Genomic DNA, 24,061 nt, shown 5'->3' on the forward strand with positions numbered 1-24,061 from the left:
GCCCTCCGGCGCGGGTTTACTGCATGGTGAACCGGCGGGCCACCAGCCTGTTGGCCGCCGGAATGCCGGACACCGCGCTGACTGCGTGGTTCCTCAACGCCAGGAACGGCGGCGCCAGCGGGCGCCCCAGCATCATGTTCACTTCGGACTGCCATCGCGCCAGCGAGGCGGCCTTACGACGCCGGGCGGAATAGGCATGCAGGCGCTGGCCAACCGGTTTCCCCGCCAGGGCATCACAGATGATCGGCGCGAGTTCCGCCGCCTCCAGCCAGCCAAGGTTCATGCCCTGGCCGCCGATGGGGCTTATTTCATGGGCAGCATCGCCGATCAGGACCGCCCGCCCCGCGACAGATCGGCAAGCCACCGTGGAGCGCGGGCTGAAGCTGCTGAGCATACTGTTGGTGGCCGGGTCCGGCCGGAAACCCGTACGCTGGTGGACCATCCGCGCCAGTTCGATGGCGTCCGGGACTGCTGCGGGCCGGGGAATCCTCACTACCCACCGGCGGCGACCGCCCGGCAGCGGAAAGGATTCCACTATCCCTTCGGCTTCGAGGTACAGGACGGCTTCGTTCAGGTTTTCGCCGGTACCCTCGAAATCACCCATCACATAATGGTCGGGATAGGTTCGGGACGTGGCCGGGATGCCCAGCAGGCTGCGCATCAGGGACCGCGAGCCGTCGGCACCGACCAAAAGCCGTGAGGTGATCCGGGTGCCGGCACCGCCCGCGTTGGTCGCCTCAGCGACGACGGTGACCAGTCCGCCGTCGTCCGCTATTTCCGTCACCCTAGTGCCCCTGACCAACGCGGCGCCATCCAGTTCGTGTACACGCCGTTCCAGCAGGGTTTCCGTGGTGACCTGGGGGAGGGACAGGACAAACGGGAAGCACTCCGAGACGGATGCGAAGGACATTGACCCTACGGTCTTCGTGCCGCTGACTGCGATGCCGCCACGGATCTGCACGCCGGCATCAACCATGGCGCTGGCCACGGCTACCCTGTCCAGCGCCGCGAGGGCGGGGGGATGGATGCCGATGGCCCGCGAGTGAGGTTCCCGGCGGAGCCGCTGTTCAAGGATCTGGACCGCGACGCCGTCCTGAAGCAGCAGGGCAGCGAGATACAGACCCACGGGTCCGCCGCCGACGATCACCACGTCAGCCATTGGGATGCTCCGGGCGGTGCAGGAGGACCTGATGGAACGGGGAGTGGCGCGCCACCTGCCAGCCCGGGGGAGCAGCGGCGGCGAGTTCTGCCGGGGTGTAGCTGCGCCTGATCGAGGTCAGGCCGTCCGCGCGGATGAACGAGCCGCGGAAGGGGAGGGCCGCCAGGGAGAAAAGTGCGTAGGCTGCGATGTTCCGGCGGAGGTCGTTGTGCAGGGAAATCCGGCGCGCCAGGGCTTGCGAATCTGCCAGGAGCCGAGCCAGGTCTGCCGGTTGGAGGTGGTGGATGACGTGGTTCGAGATAACGACGTCGAACCGGCGGCCTTCGCGGACCAGGTCGGCACTGTCTGCCTGGCGGAACCGGACTGAGACGTGGTGGGGGCGGTGTGACGAGTAGCTGTATGCCCTGGCATCCGGATCAATGCCGGTGACCTCGAGCAGCAGTTTGTCCCGGGCGGACCAGAGGGCGAGCTGGCGTGCCAGGTCCCCACCGCCGCATCCTATGTCGAGGAGCGTGGTTTCAGAGTCGTGGGAGAGCAGAGGGCGAACCTCGCGGCGGTACAGCTGCCGCCAGCCGGAGAAGAGCCGGTTCACCAGTTCGAATTGCCGGTACGTGAGTTCCAGTTTGGTGGGATCACAGTCCGGCAGGTCCATCATTTCCACTGCGTCCGCAGCCCTTTGCCGCATCAGGGACACAGGTCAGACCAGTGACGAGGCTGCCTCGGGCTGCACCGCCCGTTTTCCGGTGGCTGCCTGGCGCAGTTTCGTGAAGAGCCCGGTTTCCACCGTGAGTCCGGGGCCGAACGCCATGGAGCAGATACGTTCCTCGCCCTCCACCGGCGGCTGCTCCAGGATGTGCCTGAGGACAAACAGCACGGTGGCGCTGCTCATGTTGCCGTAGTCCCGCAAAGTATCCCGTGCCGGAACGAGTTGCTCGTCGGTGAGTTCAAGGCGCGTCTGGACCTTGTCAAGGATGCTCCGGCCGCCGGGGTGGATGGCCCAATGGCGGATGTCGCGGTAGGGGAGTCCGCGCAGCGAGGGATCCCGGGCCAGCAGCGGTGCCAGGGCGCCGACGATGTGATCGTCGATGATGTGGGGGACGTAGTTGCCCAGCACCATTTCGAAGCCGTGGTCGCCGATGTTCCAGGCCATGGATTCCTCGCCCACCGGAGTAAGGACGGTTTCGAAGTGGTCCAGTTGCATCAGCGCAGGTGCATCCGGATCGTTCCGGGCCGTAATGATGGCTGCCGCCGCGCCGTCGGCGAACAGCGCCGAACCCATGATGGTGTCGGGATCGTTCGAGGTCCGCACGTGCAGGGAGCACAGCTCGGCACAGACCACCAGGACAACGGCCTGCGGATCTGCTTCGCAGAACGACTTGGCGGCCCGCAGCGCCGGAAAGGCGGCATAGCAGCCCATGAATCCGAGGTGATAACGCTGGACCGCCGGGTCCAGTCCCAGCGCGCGGACGATCTTATAGTCAGGACCCGGGTTGAAGAATCCGGTGCAGGAGACGGTAATGACGTGGGTTATGTCAAGCAAGGACAGATCCGGGCAGGCGTCCACGGCAGCCCGGGCGGACTCGATGAAAAGTTTGGTGACCTCCCGGGCGAAGATCTCGTTGCGCACCTTGGTAGTGGGGTTCAGGAGCAGGCCCGTGGCGGGATCAAAAAACTGCGGAGCGTCCGAACGGAACGCCATGGTCATTTCTTCGACGGCGGTATGGCGCGTATCGATGGCGGCTGAATCGAAGCAAGTACTCACCAGCCGCGAGCCCAGCCTGGTCAGGCCAGGCTGAGCTGCAAAAACGTCGCGGGCTTCGGTCTGGACCAGCACGGTGGGCGGAACAGCAGTTTCGAGTGAACGCACGTAGACCGTCATTGGTTCATTCTTGGCGAGCACAAGGGATTAGACAATGGCGACGTGCGGCAACATCAAACGGAAGCCCCGGAGTCGCCCGCTAAACGTCGGCCAAACGCAGGCCACTCTCCGCTCTCAGATGACGCCGATAATCTACATTATGTAAAGTAGTACTCTGCGGTGCCAGTAGAACTCTTTGTATTTCATCAAATAGATACGCGGCACCATCCCAAGCCCAGTAGTCCCATCCGGACCACGCCCCCGAATGCACAATCCGGAGATGTTAACTGAACGGGATCCTATTCCTTTCGGGGGAAGCGGTACAGAGCAGCTTTGGACCTTGCAACGAGCCCTTTGTAGAGCGCCCGGCGCGCGGTGGTGGCGGAGCGGGAACAGTTCCTAACCGTCGTAGGCCGTCTGAAGTGCGGCGATATCAAGCTTCTGCATCCCGAGCATGGCCTGCATTGCCCGCTGGGCATCCTCCGGATCCGGACCGCCAATCAGTGAGCCCAGGACCGACGGCACGATCTGCCAGGAGACGCCGAAACGGTCCTTCAACCACCCGCACTGGCTCTCCGCCCCACCGTCTGTCAGCGCCGACCAGTAGCGGTCCACTTCCGCCTGGTCGGAACAGTCGACCACAAGGGAGACGGCTTCCGTGAAATTGGCCGGCGCTCCCCCGTTGAGTGCCATGAGCTTTTGGCCTTCAATCTCAAACTCAACGGTGATGACCTGCCCGGCCTGACCGGGACCGCCCTCGCCGAACCGCGAGACGTCCAGAATCCTGTAGCCGCCGAAGACTGCCACATAGAACTCGGCGGCCTCTTCGGCCTGGTTCTCGAACCACAGGCATGTGGAAACCTTTTGCATGGTTGCTCCTTTCCGGTTAGTGCGGGGCCGCATCCGGCACAACGGCCGGTGGATGCCGGCTGACCAGCCCCACCGTGTTCCCTTCCGAGTCACGGATGAAGGCCATCCACTCATCGGTTCCTGCCGGACCCAGGGTGGCGTCGCCATGGTGGAAGATCACCTGCGGCAGCGCAACTACCTCCACTCCCCTGCCCTGCAGGGCGCCGATGCTGGTCCGGACGTCCTCCACCTCCAGATAGAGGACCGACGACGGTGCGCCGCGCTCCAGCAGGAGCCGGACGCCGTCCAGATCGAAAAACAGGAGTCCCGGCGGGTCGTAGACCGCCGCTGGCTGCATCCCGAGCAGCTGTGAATAGAACTCCGCGGCCCGCTGGAGGTCGTGTGCCTGCTGGGCCACCTGGATCAGGCGCACTGTGCCTCCCGCTTGATAAGCACCGCTGTTGTCCCACCCATCTTCCTTAATCCCCCCGTAGCAGGGCAAGCATCAGGACCGGGCCGCCGCCGTCGCCGGGTTAGGCTCGAAGCCATGACCTGGACCCAGCAGCAATCCGTAACCGGCGGCAGGCGCGCCATCACCGCCGCGGCACTGTCCGACGCCGTCCTCATCCTTGTTTTCGCAGCCATCGGCAGGGACGCCCACCAGCGCGGCGACATCGTCACCGGCGTGTTCCTCACTGCGTGGCCGTTCCTGGCCGGGGCCGCCATCGCCTGGCTTGCGTGGCGGGCGTGGCGGCGTCCGCTGTCCATGGCAACCGGCGTCGTGGTCTGGCTTGGCGCCGTGGCCGGCGGCATGATCCTGAGGGCGCTGACGGGACAGAGCGTAGTACTGGCCTTCGTGGTTGTTGCGCTCTTGAGCCTGGGGTTGTTCCTGGTGGGCTACCGGGCACTTCTTGCACTGGTACGCAGGCTTAGAAAGTCGTGAAGGCGCCGCCGGCCACGCGGCCGGGGCACGCCTGATGGACACGGCCCATGTAATAGGCTGGCATCACCAAAGAGTCTTGCCGGGCACAGCTACGGCCAACAGATCCGGAAGGATTGAACAGTGATCACCGCATTCGTTCTGATCAAGACCGACGCCGCGCGCATCCCGGAAACCGCCGAGGAAATTTCCGCGATCCCAGGCATCAGCGAGGTCTATTCCGTAACAGGCGAATGGGACCTCATCGCCGTTGCCCGCGTCGCCCGGCACGAGGACCTGGCTGACGTCATTGCCGACAAGCTGTCAAAGGTGCCCGCGGTGGTTCACACCACGACACACATTGCCTTCCGCGCCTACTCGCAACACGATCTCGACGCGGCGTTCGCTCTCGGCTTCGAACAGTAGGACCACTTCCCCTGAAAAGGACGCGGGCCCGGCTTTACAGCCGGGCCCGCGTCCTTTTCGTGTGTACGGGTCAAGGCCGCGTCAGCGAAACCCACTTATCGAGGACCGCAGCGGCAGCACCGCTATCAATCGACTCCGCGGCCCGGCCAAGCGCCGAACGCATACGCTCCAGGAACGGGTCCTCGGACGATTCATCAAAGGCCACCAGCCCAGCGGCCGCGTTCAGCAGCACAGCATCCCGGGCTGCACCGGTCTTGCCGGCCAGGACATCACGTACGACGGCGGCATTCGCCTGCGCGTCCCCGCCACGGAGGTCCTCCACAGTCGCGGGACGGATGCCAAGCCCGGCCGGCTCAAAATTCAGCTCCGAGACAGCGCCGTCGCGGATTTCCCAGACGGTGGAGGGACCCGTTGTAGTCAGTTCGTCCAGTCCGTCATTGCCGCGGAAAACCAGGCCGCGGCTGCCCCGCTTCGCCAGGACACCGGCAACCAGCGGGGCCATACGGGCATTCGCCACTCCCACGGCTGAGGCCTGGACAAGAGCCGGGTTGGTCAGAGGTCCAAGGAAATTAAAGGCTGTGGGGATGGCGAGCTCCCGGCGGGGCACGGCGGTGTGACGGAAAGACGGGTGGAACACCTGCGCGAAGCAGAAAGTGATTCCAGCCTCCCCCGCGTTGCGTGCCACCTGGGCCACCGGGAGGTCGAGCCTGACCCCCAGCGCTTCAAGCACGTCAGCCGAGCCGGAGGACGAAGACGCTGCACGGTTGCCGTGCTTGACGACCTTCGCTCCGGCGCCCGCAGCAACGAGGGCGGACATGGTGGAAATGTTGACGGTATTGAGCTGGTCCCCGCCGGTACCAACGATGTCCAGCTTCTGACCGGGGATATCGATGGGTGTTGCATGGCGCAGCATCGCGTCCACCAGACCCGAGATTTCGTCCACGGTTTCGCCCTTGGCACTGAGGGCAACCAGGAATCCGGCGATCTGCGCGGGGGTGGCCTCCCCGGACATGATTCTGTCCATAGCCCACGCGGTATTGTCCGCAGTGAGGTCAGTACCGTTGATAAGAGCCGAGATGAGCCGCGGCCAGGTGTTGCTGTCCGCCGGGGCGGTTGCCTGAGAAGTCACCTTCTGATGCTATCGAGCCACCTCGGACCTGACCAATGTGAACGTCGCCGGGAACTTTTCATAGTGATTTCGCGTCTTTGTAGAAAAAGTCCCCCGAAAAGGCGGTTCGCGTTGGGAACTACGGACTTTTATAGACATAATGTCTATGTGACATCTGCGACCCATGCCCCCAGTACCCCGGCGCACCCCACGCTGAACCGCCCCAATATGGTTTCTGTCGGAACCGTAGTTTGGCTGTCCAGTGAGTTGATGTTCTTCGCCGGTCTCTTCGCCATGTACTTCACGCTGCGCTCCACGAGCGGTCAGATGTGGGCGGAAGAGACAGCAAAGCTCAACTTCCCCTTTGCGCTCGTCAACACGATCGTCCTTGTGGCCAGTTCCTTTACTTGCCAGATGGGCGTCTTCGCCGCCGAACGGCTGCAGCCTCGCAAGACAGGCGGCCCGTTCCAGTTCTCCCGCTGGGGCATGAATGAATGGTTCACGCTGACCTTCATCATGGGTGCGTTCTTCGTCGCCGGCCAGGCAACTGAATACGCGATGCTTGTTTCCGAACACGTTTCGCTCTCATCCAACGCCTACGGCTCATCGTTCTATATCACCACCGGTTTCCATGGTCTGCACGTAATCGGCGGCCTCGTTGCCTTCCTCTTCATCATCGGACGCTCGTTCGCAGCAAAGAAGTTCGGCCACTTCGAAGCAACCTCCGCGATCGTCACGTCTTACTACTGGCACTTTGTGGACGTTGTCTGGATCGGCCTCTTCCTGGTCATCTACGTACTGAAGTAGTCAAGCTTTGATTCCTTTTCTACAAGAGGCAGAATTTCAAGAAGCGGCTCACGGAGCCGGCGCACGATCGAATAAAGGAACCACCACGTGAAGGCTCTCTCGCAAAAGCGGCGTCACCCACTCGCAGTAATCGCGCTGCTACTGATGGGACTCCTCGTCACTGGTGGGCTGTATGCCGTTGCCACCACCGTCAACGAGGCCAAGGCATCCACCACCAGCTTCAGCGCCAATGACACCGCCGAGGGCGAAAAGCTCTTTGAGGCTAACTGCGCCACCTGCCACGGCATGGGCGCGAGCGGCAGCCAGGATGGCCCCTCGCTGGTCGGCGTCGGTGCTGCGTCCGTTGATTTCCAGGTCGGTACCGGCCGGATGCCCATGCAGATGAACGGTCCCCAGGCGTACAAAAAGCCGGCCCAGTTCAACGATGCCCAGACTCATCAGCTTGCAGCCTACGTGGCTTCCCTGGGAGCCGGCCCGGCAATTCCTGAAGAACACCTGCTTGATGAGCAGGGTGACGCCGCCAAGGGTGGCGAGCTCTTCCGCGTGAACTGCGCGATGTGCCACAACGCAGCAGCAGCCGGCGGTGCACTCACCCGTGGCAAGTTCGCTCCCGCCCTTGCCGATGTCTCGGGCAAGCACATCTACGAAGCGATGGTCACCGGACCGCAGAACATGCCCGTCTTCAGTGACGCAAACGTCACCCCCGAGGGCAAGCGCGACATCGTCACGTTCCTGAAGCAGATCGAGGCCAACGGCTCCCCCGGTGGCGCTGACCTCGGGGCCCTGGGCCCGGTCGCCGAAGGACTCTTCGTCTGGGTTGCAGGCCTGGGCGTCATCATCGCGTTCACCATCTGGCTTACTTCCCGGACGTCTTAGGCGCAACGGGAAACTTAAGAACTTCTGCTGCCCAGTCAGCAGTTTGAAATTGAAAACTATAACCCGGCAGACGCCGGGACGAGAGAAGGATGAGGCGAATTATGGGCAACCATAGTGACGGCAGTCCGAACCCCTCGGGCACCGTAGCTACGGCTGGTCAGAATGAGGTGGAGAAGTTCCAGGATCCTGGAATTCCCCCGCACCGTTTGCGCCTGGCCGACACGGACCCGAAGGCCGCAAAGCGTGCAGAACGGCAGGTCGCCGTGCTTTTCGGCGCGTCAGTTGTCGGCACCCTGATCTTCCTGGTGGCGTACTTCGCCATTGACTTGGGCGAGGGCACGAGCATCGCCACGATCCGGCTGCAGAACGCCCTGCTGGGCGTTGGCACCGCGTTTGCGATGCTCGGCATCGGCACCGGTATTGTGCACTGGGCCAAGGCCCTGATGCCGGACCATGAAGTCTCCGAAGAACGCCATCCCATCCGCACGGAAGAAGACCGCCTGGCGGCAGTCCGGATCGTGGATGACATCGTGGAAGAGACCGGCATCAAGCGCCGCCCGCTCATCCGCAACACGCTGCTCGGTGCTATGGCCCTGGCCCCGCTTCCCGCGATTGCGGTTTTCGGTGACCTTGGCCCCCGCCCCGACCGGGCGCTGTCCCACACTATGTGGGCACCGCAGGAGGGCAAGCTCAAGCGCCTCACCCGCGACCCCGACGGCACACCTATCAAGGCCTCTGACGTCACCATCGGTTCGGCCTTCCACGTGATTCCTGAGGGCCTGAACGAACTGCATGAAGGCAAGCTCAACGAAAAGGCCAAGGCAGTTGTCCTGCTGATGCGCCTGGATCCGGCCTCGCTGAACCCGTCGGCGGGCCGCGAAGACTGGAGCTACAACGGAATCGTTGCCTACTCCAAGATCTGCACCCACGTCGGTTGCCCCGTTGCTCTGTACGAGCAGCAGACGCACCACCTGCTGTGCCCGTGCCACCAGTCCACCTTTGACCTCACGAACGAGTGCAAGGTGATCTTTGGCCCGGCCAGCCGGCCCCTCCCCCAGCTGCCGATTGCAGTGGACGCCGAGGGCTACCTGGTCGCAACCAGCGACTTCAATGAACCTGTAGGACCGAGTTACTGGGAGCGTGATGAGCATGAGCGCAGCATCAAGAGCTGAAGCCCCCGCCTTCGTCGCCAAGACTAAAGCCGGACGCATCACTGATTTTGTTGACGCCCGAGTTGGCGGATCAGGAATCCTGCGCGAATTCGGACGCAAGGTATTCCCCGATCACTGGTCATTCATGTTCGGTGAAGTCGCCCTCTACTCCTTCGTCATCCTGCTGCTCTCTGGCACCTTCCTGACGTTCTTCTTTGATCCGTCCATGGCGGAAACGCACTACGACGGGTCTTACCTGCCGTTGAAGAACGTCGAAATGTCCGTGGCGTACAGCTCCTCGCTGGACATTTCCTTCGACATCCGTGGCGGCCTGTTCATGCGCCAGGTACACCACTGGGCAGCACTGCTGTTCGTCGCCTCGATCGCCGTGCACATGCTGCGCGTTTTCTTCACGGGCGCGTTCCGCAAACCACGTGAAATGAACTGGGTTGTCGGCAGCGTCCTGCTGATCCTCGCCATGGCAGCCGGCTTCACTGGCTACTCCCTCCCCGATGACCTGCTGTCCGGCAACGGCCTCCGGATCATCGACGGCGTTATCAAGTCCATCCCGGTGGTTGGTACCTACACTTCCTTCTTCCTCTTCGGCGGAGAGTTCCCGGGATCGGCTGTTATTGGCCGCCTGTACATGCTGCACATCCTGCTGGTGCCCGCCCTCATCCTGTTGATGATCGTCCTGCACCTGTTCATGGTGGTTGTGCACAAGCACACCCAGTACCCCGGCCCCGGCCGCAACGACGGCAACGTTGTTGGCTACCCGCTCGGCCCTGTATACGCAGCCAAGGCGGGCGGCTTCTTCTTCATCGTCTTCGGTGTCGTTGCCCTGATGGCGGCTTTCTTCACGATCAACCCGATCTGGAACTACGGCCCCTACGACCCGTCGCCGGTTTCTGCCGGTACCCAGCCTGACTGGTACATCGGGTTCGTTGACGGTGCCCTGAGGCTTATGCCCGGTGTCATCGGTGATTTCCAGTTCGAGTACGTTGTCTTCGGCTACGTGCTGACGCTGAACGTTCTGCTGCCCGCACTGGTGCCCGCAGGCATTCTGTTCACGGTGATGTTCATGTACCCGTGGATTGAAAGCTGGATCACCAAGGACACCCGCGAACACCATGTCCTGGACCGTCCGAGGAATGCCCCCACCCGCACCGCCATCGGCGTCGCCGGTTTCGTCTGGTACTGCGTGATGTGGGCAGCCGCTGGTTCGGACCTCATAGCCACACACTTCCATGTGTCTCTGAACGATGTGACGTACTGGCTCCGCGCCTTGTTCTTCGTCGGCCCGGTCATCGCGTTTATGGTTGCCAAGCGAGTTGCCCTCGCCCTCCAGCGCAAGGACCGCGAAATCGCACTCCACGGCCGGGAAACGGGACGCATTGTCCGCCTTCCGCATGGCGAATTCATCGAGGTGCACGCGCCGCTGGATGAATACAAGCGCTACAAGCTCGTGGGCTTCGAATCCCCCTCACCGCTGCCGGCGGTCCCCAACGACCACGGGATTGTGACGCGCAAGGAAAAGCAGCGTGCGTTCCTCTCCAAGTGGTTCTTTGAAGACCGTGTGGCACCGGCCACGCCTGCAGAGCTGGAAGCCGCACACGGCCACCACGCCCCTGCGGTAGAGGCCGGCGAGGAAACCAAGAGCCTCAGCCACTAGCACTCATAGCAGTAACGGGAAAAGGCCCGGTCCATTTTGGACCGGGCCTTTTCCCGTTAATTGCGGCCGGCCGTTGTTGGCTACTGCCGGGCCGCTCCTAGTGGTTGCGGTAACCCAGCGACTGGTTCCGGGCAGGCCTCGCACCTGGCCGCTGGAGGGGTACCCATAGCTTGTAGCGGTCGGCCCGGTAGTACGAAACTGAGTAGTCCACCATCGCCCTGGCAACAAAGGCGTGCCTCTGAATCTTGAGCAAGGGGGCGCCGACGTCAACGTTGAGCAGTCGGGCCGTAGAGGGGGAAGCAGCTGTCGCCTCGATCATGTCCTCCCCCCACTCCATCACGAGGCCGAACTGCTCACTCAGCACGTTGTAGAGCGATGTTGGGGGCTCGCCGTCCAAAAGACCCGGGACGCGCTGCGCCGGGATGAAGTTCTCGTCCACGCTCATCGGCTCACCGTCCGCCAGCAGCAGCCGACGAAAACGCACCAGTGGCGTCCCCTCCTCCACCTGCAGTTCGCGGGCCAGAAAGGCGCTGGCGCCGATCTGTTCAAAGCTCAGGACCTTGGCGGCCGGAACCATGCCGCGGCGTTGCATCTCTTCGCTGTACGAGGTGAGCTTTACCTGAAGGTCGAGTTTGGGCTTTCGTACGAACGTGCCGAGGCCGACCACCCGCTCGAGGACTTCCTCGCCGACCAGGGCGTCGATGGCCTGCCGGACAGTCATCCGGGCCAGGCCGAACCGCAGGGCAAGATCCCGTTCCGAGGGCAGCGCAGAACCCGGCGGGCAGGAATCGCTGATGTAGGCCCGGAGGATCTCCCTGAGCTGGATATAGATGGCGGTCCCGCTGCTGCGGTCGATCTCGCCGGCAACGCCGCGGGCATCAGCAGCCACGGAAGAACGTCTTTTCTTCAGTTTTCACTGTCCAAGCCTAAGGCAGGCAGCGCCGCTGGACTAGACCAGTTCCAGCAATGGACCGGCCCGACTCCCCCGTTTGGTCGCACAGCCATCCAGCCGGATATATTGGACAGGAAATTCAGCGATATCGGTTTGGGGGCCGTCAAGAAATGGGAGACCCCTTGCCAGTGCATAAGGCCGTTGTGTCAGCGTCAGTCGGCTTGCATGCCCGCCCTGCCGCGATGTTCGTCAGGGCAGTGACCGAAACTGGACTTCCTGTCACCATCCGCAAGGCAGGCATCCAGGGTGTCGACGCCCGCTCCCTCCTGGAAGTCATGATTGCCGACTTCCCCTTCGGCTGCGAAGTAGAGCTTTCAGTCCCCGAGGGCGCCCTCAGCGGCTCTGTCAGTCACCGTGACGCCGAGGCGGCCCTGCAGAGTCTGGCCGAGCTCCTGGAGTCACAGGGCTCCAGCTAACCCCTCCCAGAGGCCTATATCCCGTGACGTCCCGCGCCACGGTCGACGCGCCAATCGAACGGACAAGAACGACGTCGGGCCCCACCAGAAGGTGGGGCCCGACGTCGTAATTCATAAAATGCCTGTTGAAGCCAAGGGGCTTCTAGTGGGCGTGGTCCCCACGGCTGTACTCGAAGACCCACCCCACGAGGGCGACAACTGCGAGGCCGGCTGCGATGAACAGGATCCACCAACCCACTGCCAGGCCCAGGAATCCGCCCGCGCAGGCGAGGCCCAGAACGAGCGGCCACCAGCTCCAGGGGCTGAAGTGCCCCTGTTCGCCGGCGCCCTCGTGGATCTCGGCATCGTTGCGGTCCTCGGGACGCATTCCGACGCGCTTGCCGGTGAACCCAAGGTAGCCGCCGATCATCCCGGAAAGCCCACCCACCAGGAGGATCCCGAGGGTTCCGACCCACTCATGCCAGTTGGTCAGGAAACCGTAGACCAGGGAAACCGGTACGAAGAAGAAGACTCCGGCTCCAAATATCCATGATTCGATTTTCACTTGGCGGTGTCCTTCTGGTCGGCGTTACCGAGCACCGCGGCTGCGGCTGCAGGCGATTCAACGGTGTGTACCTGCGAGAGCTCCGGGTGGTGGAGGTCCAGGGCGGGACGCTCCGAACGGATCCGGGGCAGCGAGGTGAAGTTGTGGCGCGGCGGCGGGCAGGAAGTGGCCCACTCAAGCGACGCTCCGAAGCCCCACGGGTCATCCACTTCAACGCGCTCGGAGCTGCGCCAGGTGATGTAAACGTTCCAGAAGAAGGGAATCAGGGATGCGCCCAGAACAAACGAGGAGATGGTGGAGAACTGGTTCATCCAGGTGAAGTTGTCCTCCACCAGGTAGTCCGCGTAACGGCGGGGCATGCCTTCAACGCCCAGCCAGTGCTGGATCAGGAACGTGCCGTGGAAGCCAAGGAACAGCAGCCAGAAGTGGATCTTTCCGAGGCGCTCGTTGAGCATCTTGCCGGTGAATTTTGGCCACCAGAAGTAGAAGCCTGCGAACATCGCGAACACCACAGTGCCGAACACCACGTAGTGGAAGTGCGCCACCACGAAGTAGGAATCAGACACGTGGAAGTCCAGCGGCGGCGAAGCCAGGATGATCCCGGTCAGGCCACCGAAGAGAAACGTGATCAGGAAGCCGAGGGCCCACAGCATGGGAGTCTCGAATGTAATGGACCCCCGCCACATGGTGCCGATCCAGTTGAAGAACTTCACGCCGGTCGGGACCGCGATCAGCATGGTCATAAAGGCGAAGAACGGCAGCAGCACCGAGCCGGTCACGTACATGTGGTGCGCCCACACGGTCACGGACAGGGCCGCAATGGCGATGGTGGCGTAGACAAGGCCCTTGTAGCCGAAGATCGGTTTGCGGCTGAAGACCGGGAAGATCTCGGACACAATGCCGAAGAACGGCAGCGCAATGATGTACACCTCGGGATGGCCGAAGAACCAGAACAGGTGCTGCCACAGGACCGCGCCGCCGTTCTCCGGATCGAAGATGTGGGCACCGAAGCGGCGATCCGCGCCGAGCGCGAACAGTGCCGCAGCCAGCGGCGGGAAGGCCATCAGCACGAGGATGGACGTCACCAGGGCGTTCCAGGTGAAGATTGGCATCCGCCACATCGTCATGCCCGGAGCACGCATGCAGATGATGGTGGTGATGAAGTTGACCGCGCCCAGGATGGTGCCGAAGCCGGACAGCGCCAGGCCGAAGACCCACAGGTCACCACCGACCCCCGGGCTGAACGTCGTGTTGGACAGCGGCGCGTAAGCGAACCAGCCGAACGACGCCGCACCCTGCGGGGTGATGAAGCCGGACACCGCGATGGTGGAGCCAAAGAGGAAGAACCAGAAGGCCAGGGCGTTCAGCCGCGGGAACGCGACGTCGGGGGCGCCGATCTGCAGGGGCATGATGACGTTCGTGAAGCCGGCGAACAGCGGCGTCGCGAACATCAGCAGCATGACGGTGCCGTGCATCGTGAACAGCTGGTTGTACTGCTCTTTGGTCTGCAGGATCTGCATGCCCGGTTCGAACAGTTCAGCCCGGATGAGCAGAGCCATGACGCCACCGAGGCAGAAGAACACAAACGACGCGATCAGGTACATGTACCCGATGGTCTTGTGGTCGGTGGAGGTGATCCAGTTGACGACGATGCGTCCCTTGGACCTAGGAACTACGGGAGCCTCAAGGGTTCCGGCAGGTGCGGTCTGGGTATAAGTAGCCACGTCGCTCCCCTTACTTAATTTCGTTCAGGTTCGGGTTGCGGTCATACTCTTCGCCGAGGAGTCCCGTGTTGCCATCTGCCTTGAGCTTGTCCATGTGAGCCTGGAATTCGGTCTCAGAGACAACCTTGACGCGGAACAGCATTTCGGAGTGGTACTCGCCGCAGAGCTCGGCGCACTTGCCGTCGTAGGTTCCCTCTTTAGTGGGCGTGAACCTGATGTAGTTGGTCTTGCCAGGGATCATGTCGCGCTTCTGCAGGAAGGCGGGAACCCAGAAAGAGTGAATGACATCGCGGGAGTTCAGTTCAAGGTCAACGGACTTTCCAACCGGCAGGTAGAGCGTCGGCAGCGCTTCCTTATTGATGGTGTTGCCCGTCAGGTGTGCCTGGACTCCAGCTTCGTGGACATCCTCGGTTACGACCTCGCCGGACTTGTAGTTGAAGTCCCAGGCCCACTGCTTGCCGCGGACGTCAACAACGACGTCGGCCGGCTTGGAGCGGTCATCGATCGCCTGCTGGTCGCGGTCGGTGAAGTAGAAAAACACCAGGACCATGAACAGCGGGATGGTCAGGTAAAAGACCTCCAGCGGGAGATTAAAGCTGGTCTGCCGCGGGAAACCGGTGGTGCCCTTGCGGCGGCGGTAGGCGACAAGGCACCAAACGATCAAACCCCACGTGATGATGCCCACAACCAGGGCTGCAATCCATGAGTTGACCCAGAGGTCCATGATCCGGTCAGTGTGATTGGTGGTGCCACGCTCGGTGGGCAGCCACCCCTTCTCTACCTCTGGCGAACATCCAGTCAAAACCAACGCGCCGGCAACTGCCAAGCCTGAGATCGAAGTGATCGTTTTGCGTTGGCTGCCGGTTCGGTTCTGCGAACTCACAGACGGCCCTTCCTACTTGTTGCTGTTGCCCGGCCACCCAAGGGGCCTTCCGGGCACACTAAAAGTTTTACTACTCGGTGTAGAGCTTACCGCTCTGCCGGGCGTTTCGCCCACATGTCGGCGCCGTGCCTCCGTGCCGTTTTTGGCGGACGGAAAGCACGGCGCCGACATCGGGCGAAAGAACCGGGTCAGTGGAACGAATCACCACAGGCGCAGGAGCCGCCGGCGTTGGGGTTGTCGATGGTGAAACCCTGCTTGGAGATGGTGTCCTCGAAGTCGATGCTGGCACCGCTGAGGTACGGCACGCTCATCTTGTCCACCACAACTTCGACGCCGTCATAGTCGCGGACGGCATCTCCATCGAGGAGGCGCTCGTCGAAGTACAGCTGGTAAATGAGGCCGGAGCAGCCGCCGGGCTGGACGGCAACGCGGAGGCGGAGATCGGTCCGGCCTTCCTGCTCCAGGAGGCTGCGCACCTTGCCTGCTGCGACGTCGGTCAATTTGACCTCGTGTGCGGCCAGTTCTTCGCTGGCAGCGCTGGTGGTCTCGGTGATGTTCTCGTTGGTTGCGGTGCTCATTTGGCCTACCTTAGGACGGTCCTGGCGGCCCCGCGTCAGCGGTGCCTGCCCCTACGGATACGGTACGGGCTATAGCTACATGCTACTTCGGTCAGCCCTGTAGCTCTAACTCCTGACGTAACCAAGCCTGCCCGCTGATTGTTCCCGACGGTGGAGGAATGCCGGCATCAGAGGGACACGGGATTCAGGCCAGGCCTTCTGCGTTCAGCCGGGCGAGCAGCAGCGCCTCGGCGACCACGGCGTTCCTGAAATCACCAATGTGAAGGGACTCGTTGGCACTGTGGGCACGGGAATCAGGATCCTCAACACCTGTCACGAGGATCTGGACGTCCGGATAGACGTCCATCAGGTCCGCAATAAAGGGAATCGATCCGCCGATCCCCATCTCCACTGCCGGAACACCCCAGGCTTCCCCCAGCGCCCACATGGCGAACGTCGCCGCCTTGGAGGATGTATCAGCGAGGAACGACTTTCCGCTTTCCCCGGGAGTGAACACCACCTTTGCCCCAAAGGGCGCATTGGCCTGGACGTGGCGTTGAACGGCTTCCATCGCTGCCGCCGGATCCTGGCCGGGCGCCAGGCGCAGGCTGAACTTGGCACGCGCCCGGGGCAGGAGCGTGTTCGAGGCCACGTCCACGGCGGGCGCATCGAAGCCGATGATGGACAGCGCGGGCTTAGTCCACAGCCGTGCGGCGATGCTTCCGGTGCCGGCGAGCCGGACGCCGTCGAGAACGGAGGAATCAGCACGGTACTCCGCTTCGGTGAGCTCCACGCCGACGTTGTCATTCGATACGAGGCCTTCGATGGCCACGTTGCCGTCAGCGTCGTGGAGGGTGGCAATCAAACGGGACAGCAGGGTTGGCGCGTCCAGCACGGGTCCGCCGAACATGCCCGAGTGGACAGCATGCTCCAGCACCTGGACTTCGATGGTTCCGTCCACCAGGCCGCGCAGGCTGGTGGTCAGTGCGGGAATGCCCACCTTCCAGTTGCTGGAGTCGGCCACCACGATCACATCGGCCCGCAGCAGCTCCCGGTGCGTTTCCAGGAAGGAACGGAAGGTGGGAGAACCAGCTTCCTCCTCACCTTCGCAGAAGAACGTCACACCAAGGCCGAATTCCGTGCCCAGAACCTCGGTCGCTGCGGCATAGGCGGCCACATGGGCCATGATCCCGGCCTTGTCGTCAGCAGCGCCACGGCCGTACAACCTGCCGTCCCGTTCGACGGCGGCGAAAGGCTCCGTTTCCCACAGCGCCGGATCCCCCGGCGGCTGGACGTCGTGGTGGGCGTACAGCAGAATGGTCGGCTTTCCTTCGGCCGCCCGTCGGCGTGCGACGACGGCAGGCCCGCCGGGGGTGCCGTCCTCCTTGTTACTGCGCAGGACCTGGACATCCTCAAGGCCGGCGGCGCGCAGCAGTTCCGCTACGGCCTGCGCGCTGGCTTCCAAGGGCGCAGGATCGAAACTCGGCCAGGCGATGCCGGGAATGGCCACAAGTTCCTTGAGCCGGTCGAGGGTTGTGTCGAAGGAAGCTGCCACGGAGAGCCTGAGTCCGTCCGCGTCGATGGCCGGTGCAGGGTGGCCGGGGCCGGGGGTGTTGGCGTCGGACGGACTGGCTGCTGGAGTGGGAGTCATGGCGAACACAATACCCGCGCCGAATCTCCTTGGGCCGCAAGGTATTCTGTTCACGTGTTCGGACGTAAAAAGGAAGCGCCAACGGCGCAGCAATCAATAGACCAGCAGGCCGCTGAAGCGGCAGCCCGGCAGGATGCCGCGTTGGGCAAGGGTGCGCCCACGCCCAAGCGCAAAGCCCAGGAGGCTGCCCGCAAACGGCCCCTGGTGCCGGAGGACCGCAAGGCGTCCAAGGCCGCTGAGCGCCAAGCTATCCAGGACCAGCGGACCAAAATGCGCCAGGCGCTTGACACAGGTGATGAAAAGTTCCTGCCCCTGCGCGACAAGGGTCCGCAGAAGCGTTATGCCCGCGACTACGTGGATGCGCGCTTCAGCCTGGGCGAATACCTCATGTTCGGCGCCCTGGTATTTGTCATCATTTCCCTCATTGTTCCGGCTTCCAGCGAGCAGATGGTTTATGTCCTGGGCGGTTTTTGGGTGATGTTCCTGGCCGTGTTTGTGGATGTGTTCATTCTGTCCAGGCAGCTCCGCAAGAAGCTGACCGAGAAGTTCGGCGGGGTTGAGCGTGGCACGGTTTGGTACGGCTCGATGCGGTCCCTGCAGTTCCGCAAGCTGCGCCTGCCCAAGCCGCTTGTGAAGCGCGGCCAATACCCGTCCTGACGTGTAGGCCGGACCAGACCCGGCAGCACTCCTCCCTTAAACAACGAAAACCCCGGTGGTCCAACCACCGGGGTTTTGTTGTGTGAGTCAGCGGTCGCGTCGCGCTTTCGCCAGGTCGCGGTTGATCCGCGCCGCCCAGAACGGCCCCTCGTACAGGAAGGCCGTGTAGCCCTGGACCAGCGTGGCCCCGGCATCCAGACGGTCCTGGACGTCTTTCGCCGTCTCGACGCCGCCGACGGCCACCAGCGTGATCGCGCCCCCGGTGGCCTCCTTGAGCCGGCGCAGGACTTCCAATGAACGCTGCTTCAGCGGTGCCCCGGACAGGCCCCCGGCGCCGCATTCGACCACTTTCTCAGCCGGCGACGCCAGCCCCTCACGCCCGATCGTGGTGTTGGTGGCGATAATACCGTCCAGCTTAAGGTCGAGGGCCAGCTTGGCGACGTCGTCGATGTCGTCATCGCTGAGGTCCGGTGCGATCTTGACCAGCAGCGGGACGTGCCGGCCTGCCGCCTTGTCCGCCTCGTCCCCCACCGCGGTCAGCAGCGGGCGGAGTGTCTGGACATCCTGGAGAAGGCGCAGCCCGGGCGTGTTGGGTGAGCTGACATTGACTACCAGGTAGTCCGCGGCCGGCGCCAGGCTCCGGGCGCTGATCAGGTAATCGGCCACGGCGTCGTCGAGTTCCACCACCTTGCTCTTGCCGATGTTCACCCCGATCACGGGGCGCACGTTAGGGTGCCTGCGCTGCAGGGCGGCGCGTGCCGCTTTGAGGCGCGGTTCGACGGCGGCCGCGCCATCGTTGTTGAAGCCCATCCGGTTAATGACAGCCCGGTCCTCGATCAGCCTGAAAAGGCGCGGCTTGTCGTTGCCCGGCTGCGCCTGCCCGGTGATGGTCCCTACTTCGACATGGCCAAAGCCAAGTTCGGTGAGGGCCTCGATGCCGAACCCCTCCTTGTCGAACCCGGCTGCGAGACCGAACGGGGACGGGAACGTCAGCCCAAAGGCAGAAGTCTGCAGTGAGGCCGCGGGCGCCGTGAACCGGTGCAGCAGCCGTCCCGCGCCGGAAGCATGGGCAAGTTTGATTCCCTTGAATCCGATCTTGTGGGCGCGTTCCGCGTCCATCCACGAAAAGGCCAGCCTGAAGAATGTCGGATATACGCGCATGGCTCTAGTTTTCCGTCTCGGACGGTCCAGACCAAACCGGGCCGCCATACATGCGGCTCCGGCTAGCATAAAGCCATGAGGTGGCAGCCAGATATCCTCGGTGCCGGCTTCGAAGCCTGCACGTTCAAGGCAGGGGGCGAAGACGGCGTCCAGCGCACCGCCACGCTGGTGCGCTTCCGCCCGGGAAAGGAACCGGCAGCCACCGGCCTGCGCCGGACAGTGCTGTTCCTCCATGGTTGGAGCGACTACTTCTTCAATGTGGACCTGGCGCAGTTTTGGACACACAGCGGCTACGAGTTCTACGCCCTCGACATGCACAACCACGGCCGCAGCCTGCGCCCGGAGACGCCGGGCGGCTACGTGGCGAACCTGGCGGACTATGACGCCGAGATCGAAGCCGCCATCGCCATCATCCGGGCCGACACGCACACGCCGGAACTGGAAGCCAAGGCCTCCCTCACGCTGATGGGCCACTCCACCGGCGGCCTGGTGGCCGCCCTCTGGGTCAGCAACCACCCCGGAGCGGCCTCCCAGCTGGTGTTAAACAGTCCCTGGCTGGAGATGCACGGCAGCTCGCTGGTCCGCCGGGCTGCGTCCACGATGGTGGGACCCGTGGCGCGGTTCCGGCCGGAGGCTGTCCTGCGGCTGCCCGAGCGGGGGTTCTATTGGCGGACCATCAGCAGTTCAGCCGACGGCGAGTGGCCGCTTGACGACAGGTTCCGTCCGCCGATGGCATTTCCGCTCCGCGCGGGCTGGCTCAGCGCCATCCTGGCCGGCCACACCAAGGTGGCCCGTGGCCTGGACATCGACGTACCCATCCTGGTGCTGCTGTCCAGGGGAAGCGCCACCGGGCCGTTCTGGTCCGAGGAAATGCGGCGCACCGACGCGGTACTGGACGTCAACATCATCGCCCTCCGCGCCCTGACACTGGGGCGCAGTGTCACGGTGGAACGGATCGACGGCGCGCTCCACGACGTCTTCCTCTCCCCTGCCAAAGTGCGGGCAGACGCCTATGCGCGGCTCGCCCGCTGGCTCCGGGGTTACGGTACGGCTGAACCCGGTGCTGTGTCGACGGCGCCGCCGTAGCGCCGGTCCCGCTGGGCGTAAATTTCGACGGCGTCCCACAGGGTCCGCCGGTCGACGTCGGGCCACAGCGTGTCCATAAAGACGAACTCGGCATACGCGGACTGCCAGAGTAGGAAATTGGAGAGCCGCTGCTCCCCCGAGCTCCGCAGGAACAGGTCCACGTCCGGCAGGTCCGGTTCGTCCAGGTACTTCTGGATGGTTTTCTCGGTAATGGCGCCAGGTTTGAGCCGGCCTGCGGCAACCTCGGCGGCAATAGCCGATACGGCGTCCGTGATTTCCGCCCGGCCGCCGTAATTAACACACATGTTCAACGTGCACGTGCTGTTGCCCGCGGTAAATTCCTCGGCATCTTCCAGTTCGCGGATCACCGAGCCCCACAGCCTGGGACGCCGGCCAGACCACCGTACGCGGACACCCCAGTCGTCCAGCTGGTTCCGCTGCCTTCGTAGCACGTCCTTGTTAAAACCCATCAGGAAGCGGACCTCTTCGGGTGACCGGCGCCAGTTTTCGGTGGAAAACGCATAGACGCTCACGTATTCGATGCCTAGTTCGATAGCGCCCGCCATCACGTCCAGCAGGGCGGGCTCGCCGGCTTTGTGTCCCTCGATCCGCGGCAGGCCCCGCTGGTTGGCCCAACGGCCGTTGCCGTCCATCACAATGGCAACATGGCGGGGGATGAATTCTGCGGGGATCGCCGGGGCAACCGCGCCGGACGGGTGCGGATACGGTGCCACCACAGGGGTGGTCCGCTGCCGCGAAGGACTCTTCTTTTTTCCCAAGGCCACTGTCAGCCACGCTCCACATGTTTGAGTGATTTCAGGACACGTTCAAGGTGCCATTGCAGGTATACGGCCACCAGCCCCGCAGCTTCCCGTCGGTGCGGCACGTCCGAGCCATCCGCCGTCGTCCAGTCCCCGGTCAGCAGGGCACCCAGGAGCACGACGGTCTCCGCGGCCGGCGCAGGCGAACCGGGTGGCCTGCAGTCAGCGCAGACCATACCGCCGAGCGGAGCCGAAAAGGCCGTATGCGGGCCGGGCCGGCCGCAGCGGGCGCAGTTGGTAAAACTCGGAGCCCAGCCGCCGGTGGAAAGGGCCCGCAGGAGATACGAATCCAGGATCAGTCCCGGCGCGTGCTCGGCCCGGGACAGAGAGGCCAGCGCCCCCACCAGCAGGTTGTACTGGGCGGTGCCGGCTTCGCCGTCGACGTCGGTCAGTTTTTCCGCAGTTTCGGTCATGGCAGCGGCAACGGTATACCGGCCATAGTCTGCGGCGATGTTGCTGCCATAGGCGCCCTTGGCAACAGCCTGCGTGACGATGTCCAGTGTCTTTCCGGAGACCAGCTGCAGGTCGGCAACCATAAACGGCTCCAGCCGCGCCCCAAACTTGCTGCTGGTCCGCCGCACGCCCTTGGCGACGGCGCGGATTTGGCCGTGGTGCTTGGTCAGCAGCGTGATGATGCGGTCAGCCTCGCCCAGCTTGTGCGTACGGAGCACCACGGCGTCATCCCGGTAGGACCGGGCAGCAAAGGATTGTTGGACCACGGTTAATCTTCGCACTGAGTTCCGGAATGCCGGCATTGCCGGTGCGTTGCGCGCCGGGAATTCCGGCGCGCAACGTGTTCCGAATCAGGCCCGGGAATCCCGGATGGCACGGTTGACTGCGGAAATGACGGCCTTGAGCGAGGACATGCTGGTGTTGGCATCGATACCGACGCCCCACAGGACCCGCTCCCCCACGGCACACTCGACGTAGGCTGCGGCCATGGCGCTGCCGCCTTCCGAAAGGGCATGCTCGCTGTAGTCCAGCACCCGGACATCCACGCCGTCCTCGCGCAGGATGCTCAACAGCGCGGCGATGGGCCCGTTTCCGGTGCCCGTGCGACGGGCCTGGACACCGTCAACGGTGAGCGAGGCGTGCAGGGTCATCCCGCCGTCGTCATCGGTTTCGGTGCTGACGGAACCGAGTGAGTAACGGCCCCACTGGCCCTCCGCCTTGCTGGAGGGCAGGTACTCGTCCTGGAAGTGCTGCCACAACTGGGCGCCGCTGACTTCGCCGCCCACGGTATCGGTCTTCTTCTGAATCACACCGGAGAATTCCATCTGGGCACGGCGCGGCAGGTCCAGGCTGTGTTCGTTCTTGAGCAGGTAGGCCACGCCACCCTTGCCGGACTGCGAGTTGACGCGGATGACGGCCTCGTAGCTGCGGCCCAGGTCCTTCGGGTCAACGGGCAGGTACGGGACCTGCCAGGTAAAGTCCGCGACGTCCTTGCCGGCGGCGGCAGCATCCTTCTCCAGCGCCTCGAAGCCCTTCTTGATGGCGTCCTGGTGCGAGCCTGAGAAAGCGGTGAAAACGAGGTCGCCGCCGTAGGGGGAACGCTCGGCGACGGGGAGCTGGTTGCAGTACTCCACGGTGCGCCGGATCTCGTCGATGTCGGAGAAGTCAATCATGGGATCGATGCCCTGGACGAACATGTTCAGGCCGAGGGTGATGAGGTCCACGTTGCCGGTTCGCTCGCCGTTGCCGAACAGGCAGCCCTCAATCCGGTCCGCGCCGGCCAGGTACCCCAGTTCGGCGGCGGCCACGCCGGTACCCCGGTCATTGTGCGGGTGCAGGGACAGGATGATGCCTTCACGCGGGTGCAGGTTCCGGCTCATCCACTCAATGGAATCGGCGTACACGTTCGGGGTGGCCATTTCCACAGTGGCAGGCAGGTTGATAATGACCTGGCTGTCGGCGGATGCCTCGAAAACGTCGGCGATGGCGTTGCAGACCCGGACGGCATAGTCCAGTTCAGTTCCGGTGAACGACTCCGGCGAGTATTCGTAGGTGATGTGCGTGTCAACGAGGGTTTCCTCGTACTTCTTGCACAGTCTGGCGCCCTGGAGCGCGATGTCGAGGATGCCGTCCTGGTCCTGGTTGAACACCACACGGCGCTGCAGGACGGACGTTGAGTTGTACAGGTGGACAATCGCCTGCTTGGCGCCGACGAGGGACTCGTACGTCCGCTCGATCAGGTGCTCGCGGGCCTGGGTCAGGACCTGGATGGTGACATCGTCCGGAATGTGGTTACCGACGATGAGCTGGCGGACGAAGTCGAAATCGGTCTGCGAGGCGGAGGGGAAGCCGACTTCAATTTCCTTATAACCCATGCGGACCAGCAGATCGAACATCTTCATCTTGCGGGCCGGGCTCATCGGGTCGATCAGCGCCTGGTTGCCGTCACGCAGGTCTACAGCGCACCAGCGCGGGGCCTTGGTGATGACCTTGTCCGGCCACGTGCGGTCCGGCAGTTCAACGGTGATCTGGTCCTGGAACGGCATGTAGCGGTGGACGGGCATTCCGGAGGGCTTCTGTGCGTTTTGCATTACTATCGGGGCCTTTTCTGTGGTTCAAATCTGAAAGGGTGGCCGGGCAACACAAACTCCGCGACGAGGATGGGCCTTGCGCTAAATCGCGTCTGAGGCCTCGCCGCGGCAGCTAAGAAGAAGGAGCTCTGCGCGCACCATTTGAGGGTAGCACGCGTGCGTAAGATGAGAGGGCACCACCGTCCTTATCGTCCAACATGCAGACGCCGCCCCGGTGCCAGCGCCGGCCGCGGCACGTCAC

Annotated in this window: 25 protein-coding genes; 9 read left to right on the top strand and 16 right to left on the bottom strand. The window is 63.5% G+C overall.

Annotated elements, in window-relative coordinates; all coding sequences use genetic code 11:
- Positions 1 to 16 precede the first annotated feature (16 nt).
- The 5 genes from NIBR502772_RS13845 to NIBR502772_RS13865 form a co-directional block, all read right to left on the bottom strand.
- Positions 17 to 1,159, bottom strand: a complete 1,143-nt coding sequence (locus NIBR502772_RS13845) for an NAD(P)/FAD-dependent oxidoreductase (protein ID WP_141140638.1) — start codon at positions 1,157 to 1,159, stop codon at positions 17 to 19.
- On the bottom strand, positions 1,152 to 1,811 hold the full coding sequence (locus NIBR502772_RS13850; RefSeq protein WP_246848804.1) for a methyltransferase domain-containing protein: 660 nt from the start codon (positions 1,809 to 1,811) through the stop codon (positions 1,152 to 1,154). The genes NIBR502772_RS13845 and NIBR502772_RS13850 overlap by 8 nt, the downstream gene beginning before the upstream one ends.
- Before the next feature lie 45 nt (positions 1,812 to 1,856).
- Positions 1,857 to 3,038 carry a type III polyketide synthase gene (locus NIBR502772_RS13855; protein ID WP_141140640.1) on the bottom strand — a complete coding sequence of 394 codons (1,182 nt, stop codon included), beginning with the start codon at positions 3,036 to 3,038 and terminating at the stop codon, positions 1,857 to 1,859.
- Between the two features lie 378 nt (positions 3,039 to 3,416).
- A complete protein-coding gene (locus NIBR502772_RS13860) occupies positions 3,417 to 3,887 on the bottom strand; it encodes a VOC family protein (RefSeq protein ID WP_141140641.1) in 471 nt (156 codons plus the stop codon).
- A gap of 16 nt (positions 3,888 to 3,903) precedes the next feature.
- Positions 3,904 to 4,299, bottom strand: coding sequence for a VOC family protein (locus tag NIBR502772_RS13865; protein WP_141140642.1), 396 nt, complete (start codon positions 4,297 to 4,299; stop codon positions 3,904 to 3,906).
- Positions 4,300 to 4,413: 114 nt separating this feature from the next.
- Here NIBR502772_RS13865 and NIBR502772_RS13870 point away from each other — a divergent pair, with 114 nt between their 5' ends.
- Both NIBR502772_RS13870 and NIBR502772_RS13875 read left to right on the top strand, forming a co-directional pair.
- Complete coding sequence (locus NIBR502772_RS13870) at positions 4,414 to 4,809, top strand: DUF3054 domain-containing protein (RefSeq protein ID WP_141140643.1); 396 nt, start codon at positions 4,414 to 4,416, stop codon at positions 4,807 to 4,809.
- 120 nt (positions 4,810 to 4,929) lie between these two features.
- The gene (locus tag NIBR502772_RS13875) at positions 4,930 to 5,211 is read left to right on the top strand and encodes an Lrp/AsnC family transcriptional regulator (RefSeq protein WP_056340053.1); all 282 of its coding nucleotides are present in this window, start codon (positions 4,930 to 4,932) and stop codon (positions 5,209 to 5,211) included.
- A 70-nt stretch (positions 5,212 to 5,281) separates the two neighbouring features.
- Here the strand turns inward: NIBR502772_RS13875 and trpD are convergent, their stop codons facing one another.
- Positions 5,282 to 6,340 (bottom strand): anthranilate phosphoribosyltransferase, encoded by a 1,059-nt coding sequence (trpD, locus tag NIBR502772_RS13880; RefSeq protein ID WP_141140644.1) that lies wholly within the window; start codon positions 6,338 to 6,340, stop codon positions 5,282 to 5,284.
- Positions 6,341 to 6,451: 111 nt separating this feature from the next.
- On the opposite strand from trpD, the gene NIBR502772_RS13885 reads away from it, so the two are divergent.
- The 4 genes from NIBR502772_RS13885 to NIBR502772_RS13900 all read left to right on the top strand — a co-directional run bounded on the left by NIBR502772_RS13885 (position 6,452) and on the right by NIBR502772_RS13900 (position 10,825).
- Positions 6,452 to 7,126 (top strand): heme-copper oxidase subunit III, encoded by a 675-nt coding sequence (locus NIBR502772_RS13885; RefSeq protein WP_371706671.1) that lies wholly within the window; start codon positions 6,452 to 6,454, stop codon positions 7,124 to 7,126.
- An 87-nt stretch (positions 7,127 to 7,213) separates the two neighbouring features.
- Positions 7,214 to 8,002: a c-type cytochrome gene (locus NIBR502772_RS13890; RefSeq protein WP_141140645.1), complete on the top strand. Its 789-nt coding sequence runs from the start codon at positions 7,214 to 7,216 to the stop codon at positions 8,000 to 8,002.
- 101 nt (positions 8,003 to 8,103) lie between these two features.
- Positions 8,104 to 9,174 (top strand): ubiquinol-cytochrome c reductase iron-sulfur subunit, encoded by a 1,071-nt coding sequence (locus tag NIBR502772_RS13895; protein WP_141140646.1) that lies wholly within the window; start codon positions 8,104 to 8,106, stop codon positions 9,172 to 9,174.
- A complete protein-coding gene (locus tag NIBR502772_RS13900) occupies positions 9,152 to 10,825 on the top strand; it encodes a ubiquinol-cytochrome c reductase cytochrome b subunit (protein ID WP_141140647.1) in 1,674 nt (557 codons plus the stop codon). Before NIBR502772_RS13895 ends, NIBR502772_RS13900 begins: the two co-directional genes overlap by 23 nt.
- A gap of 97 nt (positions 10,826 to 10,922) precedes the next feature.
- Here NIBR502772_RS13900 and NIBR502772_RS13905 read toward each other — a convergent pair whose 3' ends face one another.
- Positions 10,923 to 11,714, bottom strand: a complete 792-nt coding sequence (locus tag NIBR502772_RS13905; RefSeq protein WP_141140648.1) for a GntR family transcriptional regulator — start codon at positions 11,712 to 11,714, stop codon at positions 10,923 to 10,925.
- A gap of 185 nt (positions 11,715 to 11,899) precedes the next feature.
- Here NIBR502772_RS13905 and NIBR502772_RS13910 point away from each other — a divergent pair, with 185 nt between their 5' ends.
- Positions 11,900 to 12,193, top strand: coding sequence for an HPr family phosphocarrier protein (locus NIBR502772_RS13910; protein WP_210412300.1), 294 nt, complete (start codon positions 11,900 to 11,902; stop codon positions 12,191 to 12,193).
- A 142-nt stretch (positions 12,194 to 12,335) separates the two neighbouring features.
- Here NIBR502772_RS13910 and NIBR502772_RS13915 read toward each other — a convergent pair whose 3' ends face one another.
- From NIBR502772_RS13915 to NIBR502772_RS13935, 5 genes are all read right to left on the bottom strand, one after another.
- Positions 12,336 to 12,737, bottom strand: coding sequence for a cytochrome c oxidase subunit 4 (locus NIBR502772_RS13915; RefSeq protein WP_056340077.1), 402 nt, complete (start codon positions 12,735 to 12,737; stop codon positions 12,336 to 12,338).
- Entirely contained in the window at positions 12,734 to 14,461 is a 1,728-nt protein-coding gene (gene ctaD / locus NIBR502772_RS13920; RefSeq protein ID WP_141140650.1) for a cytochrome c oxidase subunit I, read from the bottom strand. Before ctaD ends, NIBR502772_RS13915 begins: the two co-directional genes overlap by 4 nt.
- Before the next feature lie 10 nt (positions 14,462 to 14,471).
- Complete coding sequence (gene coxB / locus NIBR502772_RS13925) at positions 14,472 to 15,344, bottom strand: cytochrome c oxidase subunit II (protein WP_141140651.1); 873 nt, start codon at positions 15,342 to 15,344, stop codon at positions 14,472 to 14,474.
- Positions 15,345 to 15,532: 188 nt separating this feature from the next.
- Complete coding sequence (locus NIBR502772_RS13930; RefSeq protein WP_104060685.1) at positions 15,533 to 15,922, bottom strand: iron-sulfur cluster assembly accessory protein; 390 nt, start codon at positions 15,920 to 15,922, stop codon at positions 15,533 to 15,535.
- Between the two features lie 184 nt (positions 15,923 to 16,106).
- Entirely contained in the window at positions 16,107 to 17,552 is a 1,446-nt protein-coding gene (locus tag NIBR502772_RS13935) for a dipeptidase (RefSeq protein ID WP_141140652.1), read from the bottom strand.
- A 54-nt stretch (positions 17,553 to 17,606) separates the two neighbouring features.
- Between NIBR502772_RS13935 and NIBR502772_RS13940 the strand changes: the two genes are divergently transcribed.
- Positions 17,607 to 18,209 (top strand): DUF3043 domain-containing protein, encoded by a 603-nt coding sequence (locus NIBR502772_RS13940; protein WP_058932432.1) that lies wholly within the window; start codon positions 17,607 to 17,609, stop codon positions 18,207 to 18,209.
- An 87-nt stretch (positions 18,210 to 18,296) separates the two neighbouring features.
- Here the strand turns inward: NIBR502772_RS13940 and NIBR502772_RS13945 are convergent, their stop codons facing one another.
- Positions 18,297 to 19,370, bottom strand: coding sequence for a quinone-dependent dihydroorotate dehydrogenase (locus NIBR502772_RS13945; protein WP_141140653.1), 1,074 nt, complete (start codon positions 19,368 to 19,370; stop codon positions 18,297 to 18,299).
- 75 nt (positions 19,371 to 19,445) lie between these two features.
- Between NIBR502772_RS13945 and NIBR502772_RS13950 the strand changes: the two genes are divergently transcribed.
- Positions 19,446 to 20,456: an alpha/beta hydrolase gene (locus tag NIBR502772_RS13950; protein ID WP_141140654.1), complete on the top strand. Its 1,011-nt coding sequence runs from the start codon at positions 19,446 to 19,448 to the stop codon at positions 20,454 to 20,456.
- Here NIBR502772_RS13950 and NIBR502772_RS13955 read toward each other — a convergent pair.
- From NIBR502772_RS13955 to leuA, 3 genes are all read right to left on the bottom strand, one after another.
- The gene (locus NIBR502772_RS13955; protein WP_141140655.1) at positions 20,411 to 21,241 is read right to left on the bottom strand and encodes an isoprenyl transferase; all 831 of its coding nucleotides are present in this window, start codon (positions 21,239 to 21,241) and stop codon (positions 20,411 to 20,413) included. The two genes, NIBR502772_RS13950 and NIBR502772_RS13955, sit on opposite strands and share 46 nt — an antisense overlap.
- A gap of 2 nt (positions 21,242 to 21,243) precedes the next feature.
- Positions 21,244 to 21,996, bottom strand: coding sequence for a DNA repair protein RecO (recO, locus tag NIBR502772_RS13960; protein ID WP_104060689.1), 753 nt, complete (start codon positions 21,994 to 21,996; stop codon positions 21,244 to 21,246).
- An 84-nt stretch (positions 21,997 to 22,080) separates the two neighbouring features.
- Positions 22,081 to 23,820 carry a 2-isopropylmalate synthase gene (gene leuA, locus NIBR502772_RS13965; protein WP_141140656.1) on the bottom strand — a complete coding sequence of 580 codons (1,740 nt, stop codon included), beginning with the start codon at positions 23,818 to 23,820 and terminating at the stop codon, positions 22,081 to 22,083.
- Between the last annotated feature and the right edge of the window lie 241 nt (positions 23,821 to 24,061).

It is taken from the genome of Pseudarthrobacter sp. NIBRBAC000502772, from assembly GCF_006517235.1.
Classification (GTDB): Bacteria; Actinomycetota; Actinomycetes; order Actinomycetales; family Micrococcaceae; genus Arthrobacter.

Coding starts and splice junctions, on each gene's coding strand:
- NIBR502772_RS13845 (WP_141140638.1), bottom strand. CDS start 1,159: ATGGCTGACGTGGTGATCGTCGGCGGCGGACCCGTGGGTCTGTATCTC.
- NIBR502772_RS13850 (WP_246848804.1), bottom strand. CDS start 1,811: ATGGACCTGCCGGACTGTGATCCCACCAAACTGGAACTCACGTACCGG.
- NIBR502772_RS13855 (WP_141140640.1), bottom strand. CDS start 3,038: ATGACGGTCTACGTGCGTTCACTCGAAACTGCTGTTCCGCCCACCGTG.
- NIBR502772_RS13860 (WP_141140641.1), bottom strand. CDS start 3,887: ATGCAAAAGGTTTCCACATGCCTGTGGTTCGAGAACCAGGCCGAAGAG.
- NIBR502772_RS13870 (WP_141140643.1), top strand. CDS start 4,414: ATGACCTGGACCCAGCAGCAATCCGTAACCGGCGGCAGGCGCGCCATC.
- NIBR502772_RS13895 (WP_141140646.1), top strand. CDS start 8,104: ATGGGCAACCATAGTGACGGCAGTCCGAACCCCTCGGGCACCGTAGCT.
- NIBR502772_RS13900 (WP_141140647.1), top strand. CDS start 9,152: ATGAGCGCAGCATCAAGAGCTGAAGCCCCCGCCTTCGTCGCCAAGACT.
- NIBR502772_RS13930 (WP_104060685.1), bottom strand. CDS start 15,922: ATGAGCACCGCAACCAACGAGAACATCACCGAGACCACCAGCGCTGCC.
- NIBR502772_RS13935 (WP_141140652.1), bottom strand. CDS start 17,552: ATGACTCCCACTCCAGCAGCCAGTCCGTCCGACGCCAACACCCCCGGC.
- NIBR502772_RS13945 (WP_141140653.1), bottom strand. CDS start 19,370: ATGCGCGTATATCCGACATTCTTCAGGCTGGCCTTTTCGTGGATGGAC.
- NIBR502772_RS13950 (WP_141140654.1), top strand. CDS start 19,446: ATGAGGTGGCAGCCAGATATCCTCGGTGCCGGCTTCGAAGCCTGCACG.
- leuA (WP_141140656.1), bottom strand. CDS start 23,820: ATGCAAAACGCACAGAAGCCCTCCGGAATGCCCGTCCACCGCTACATG.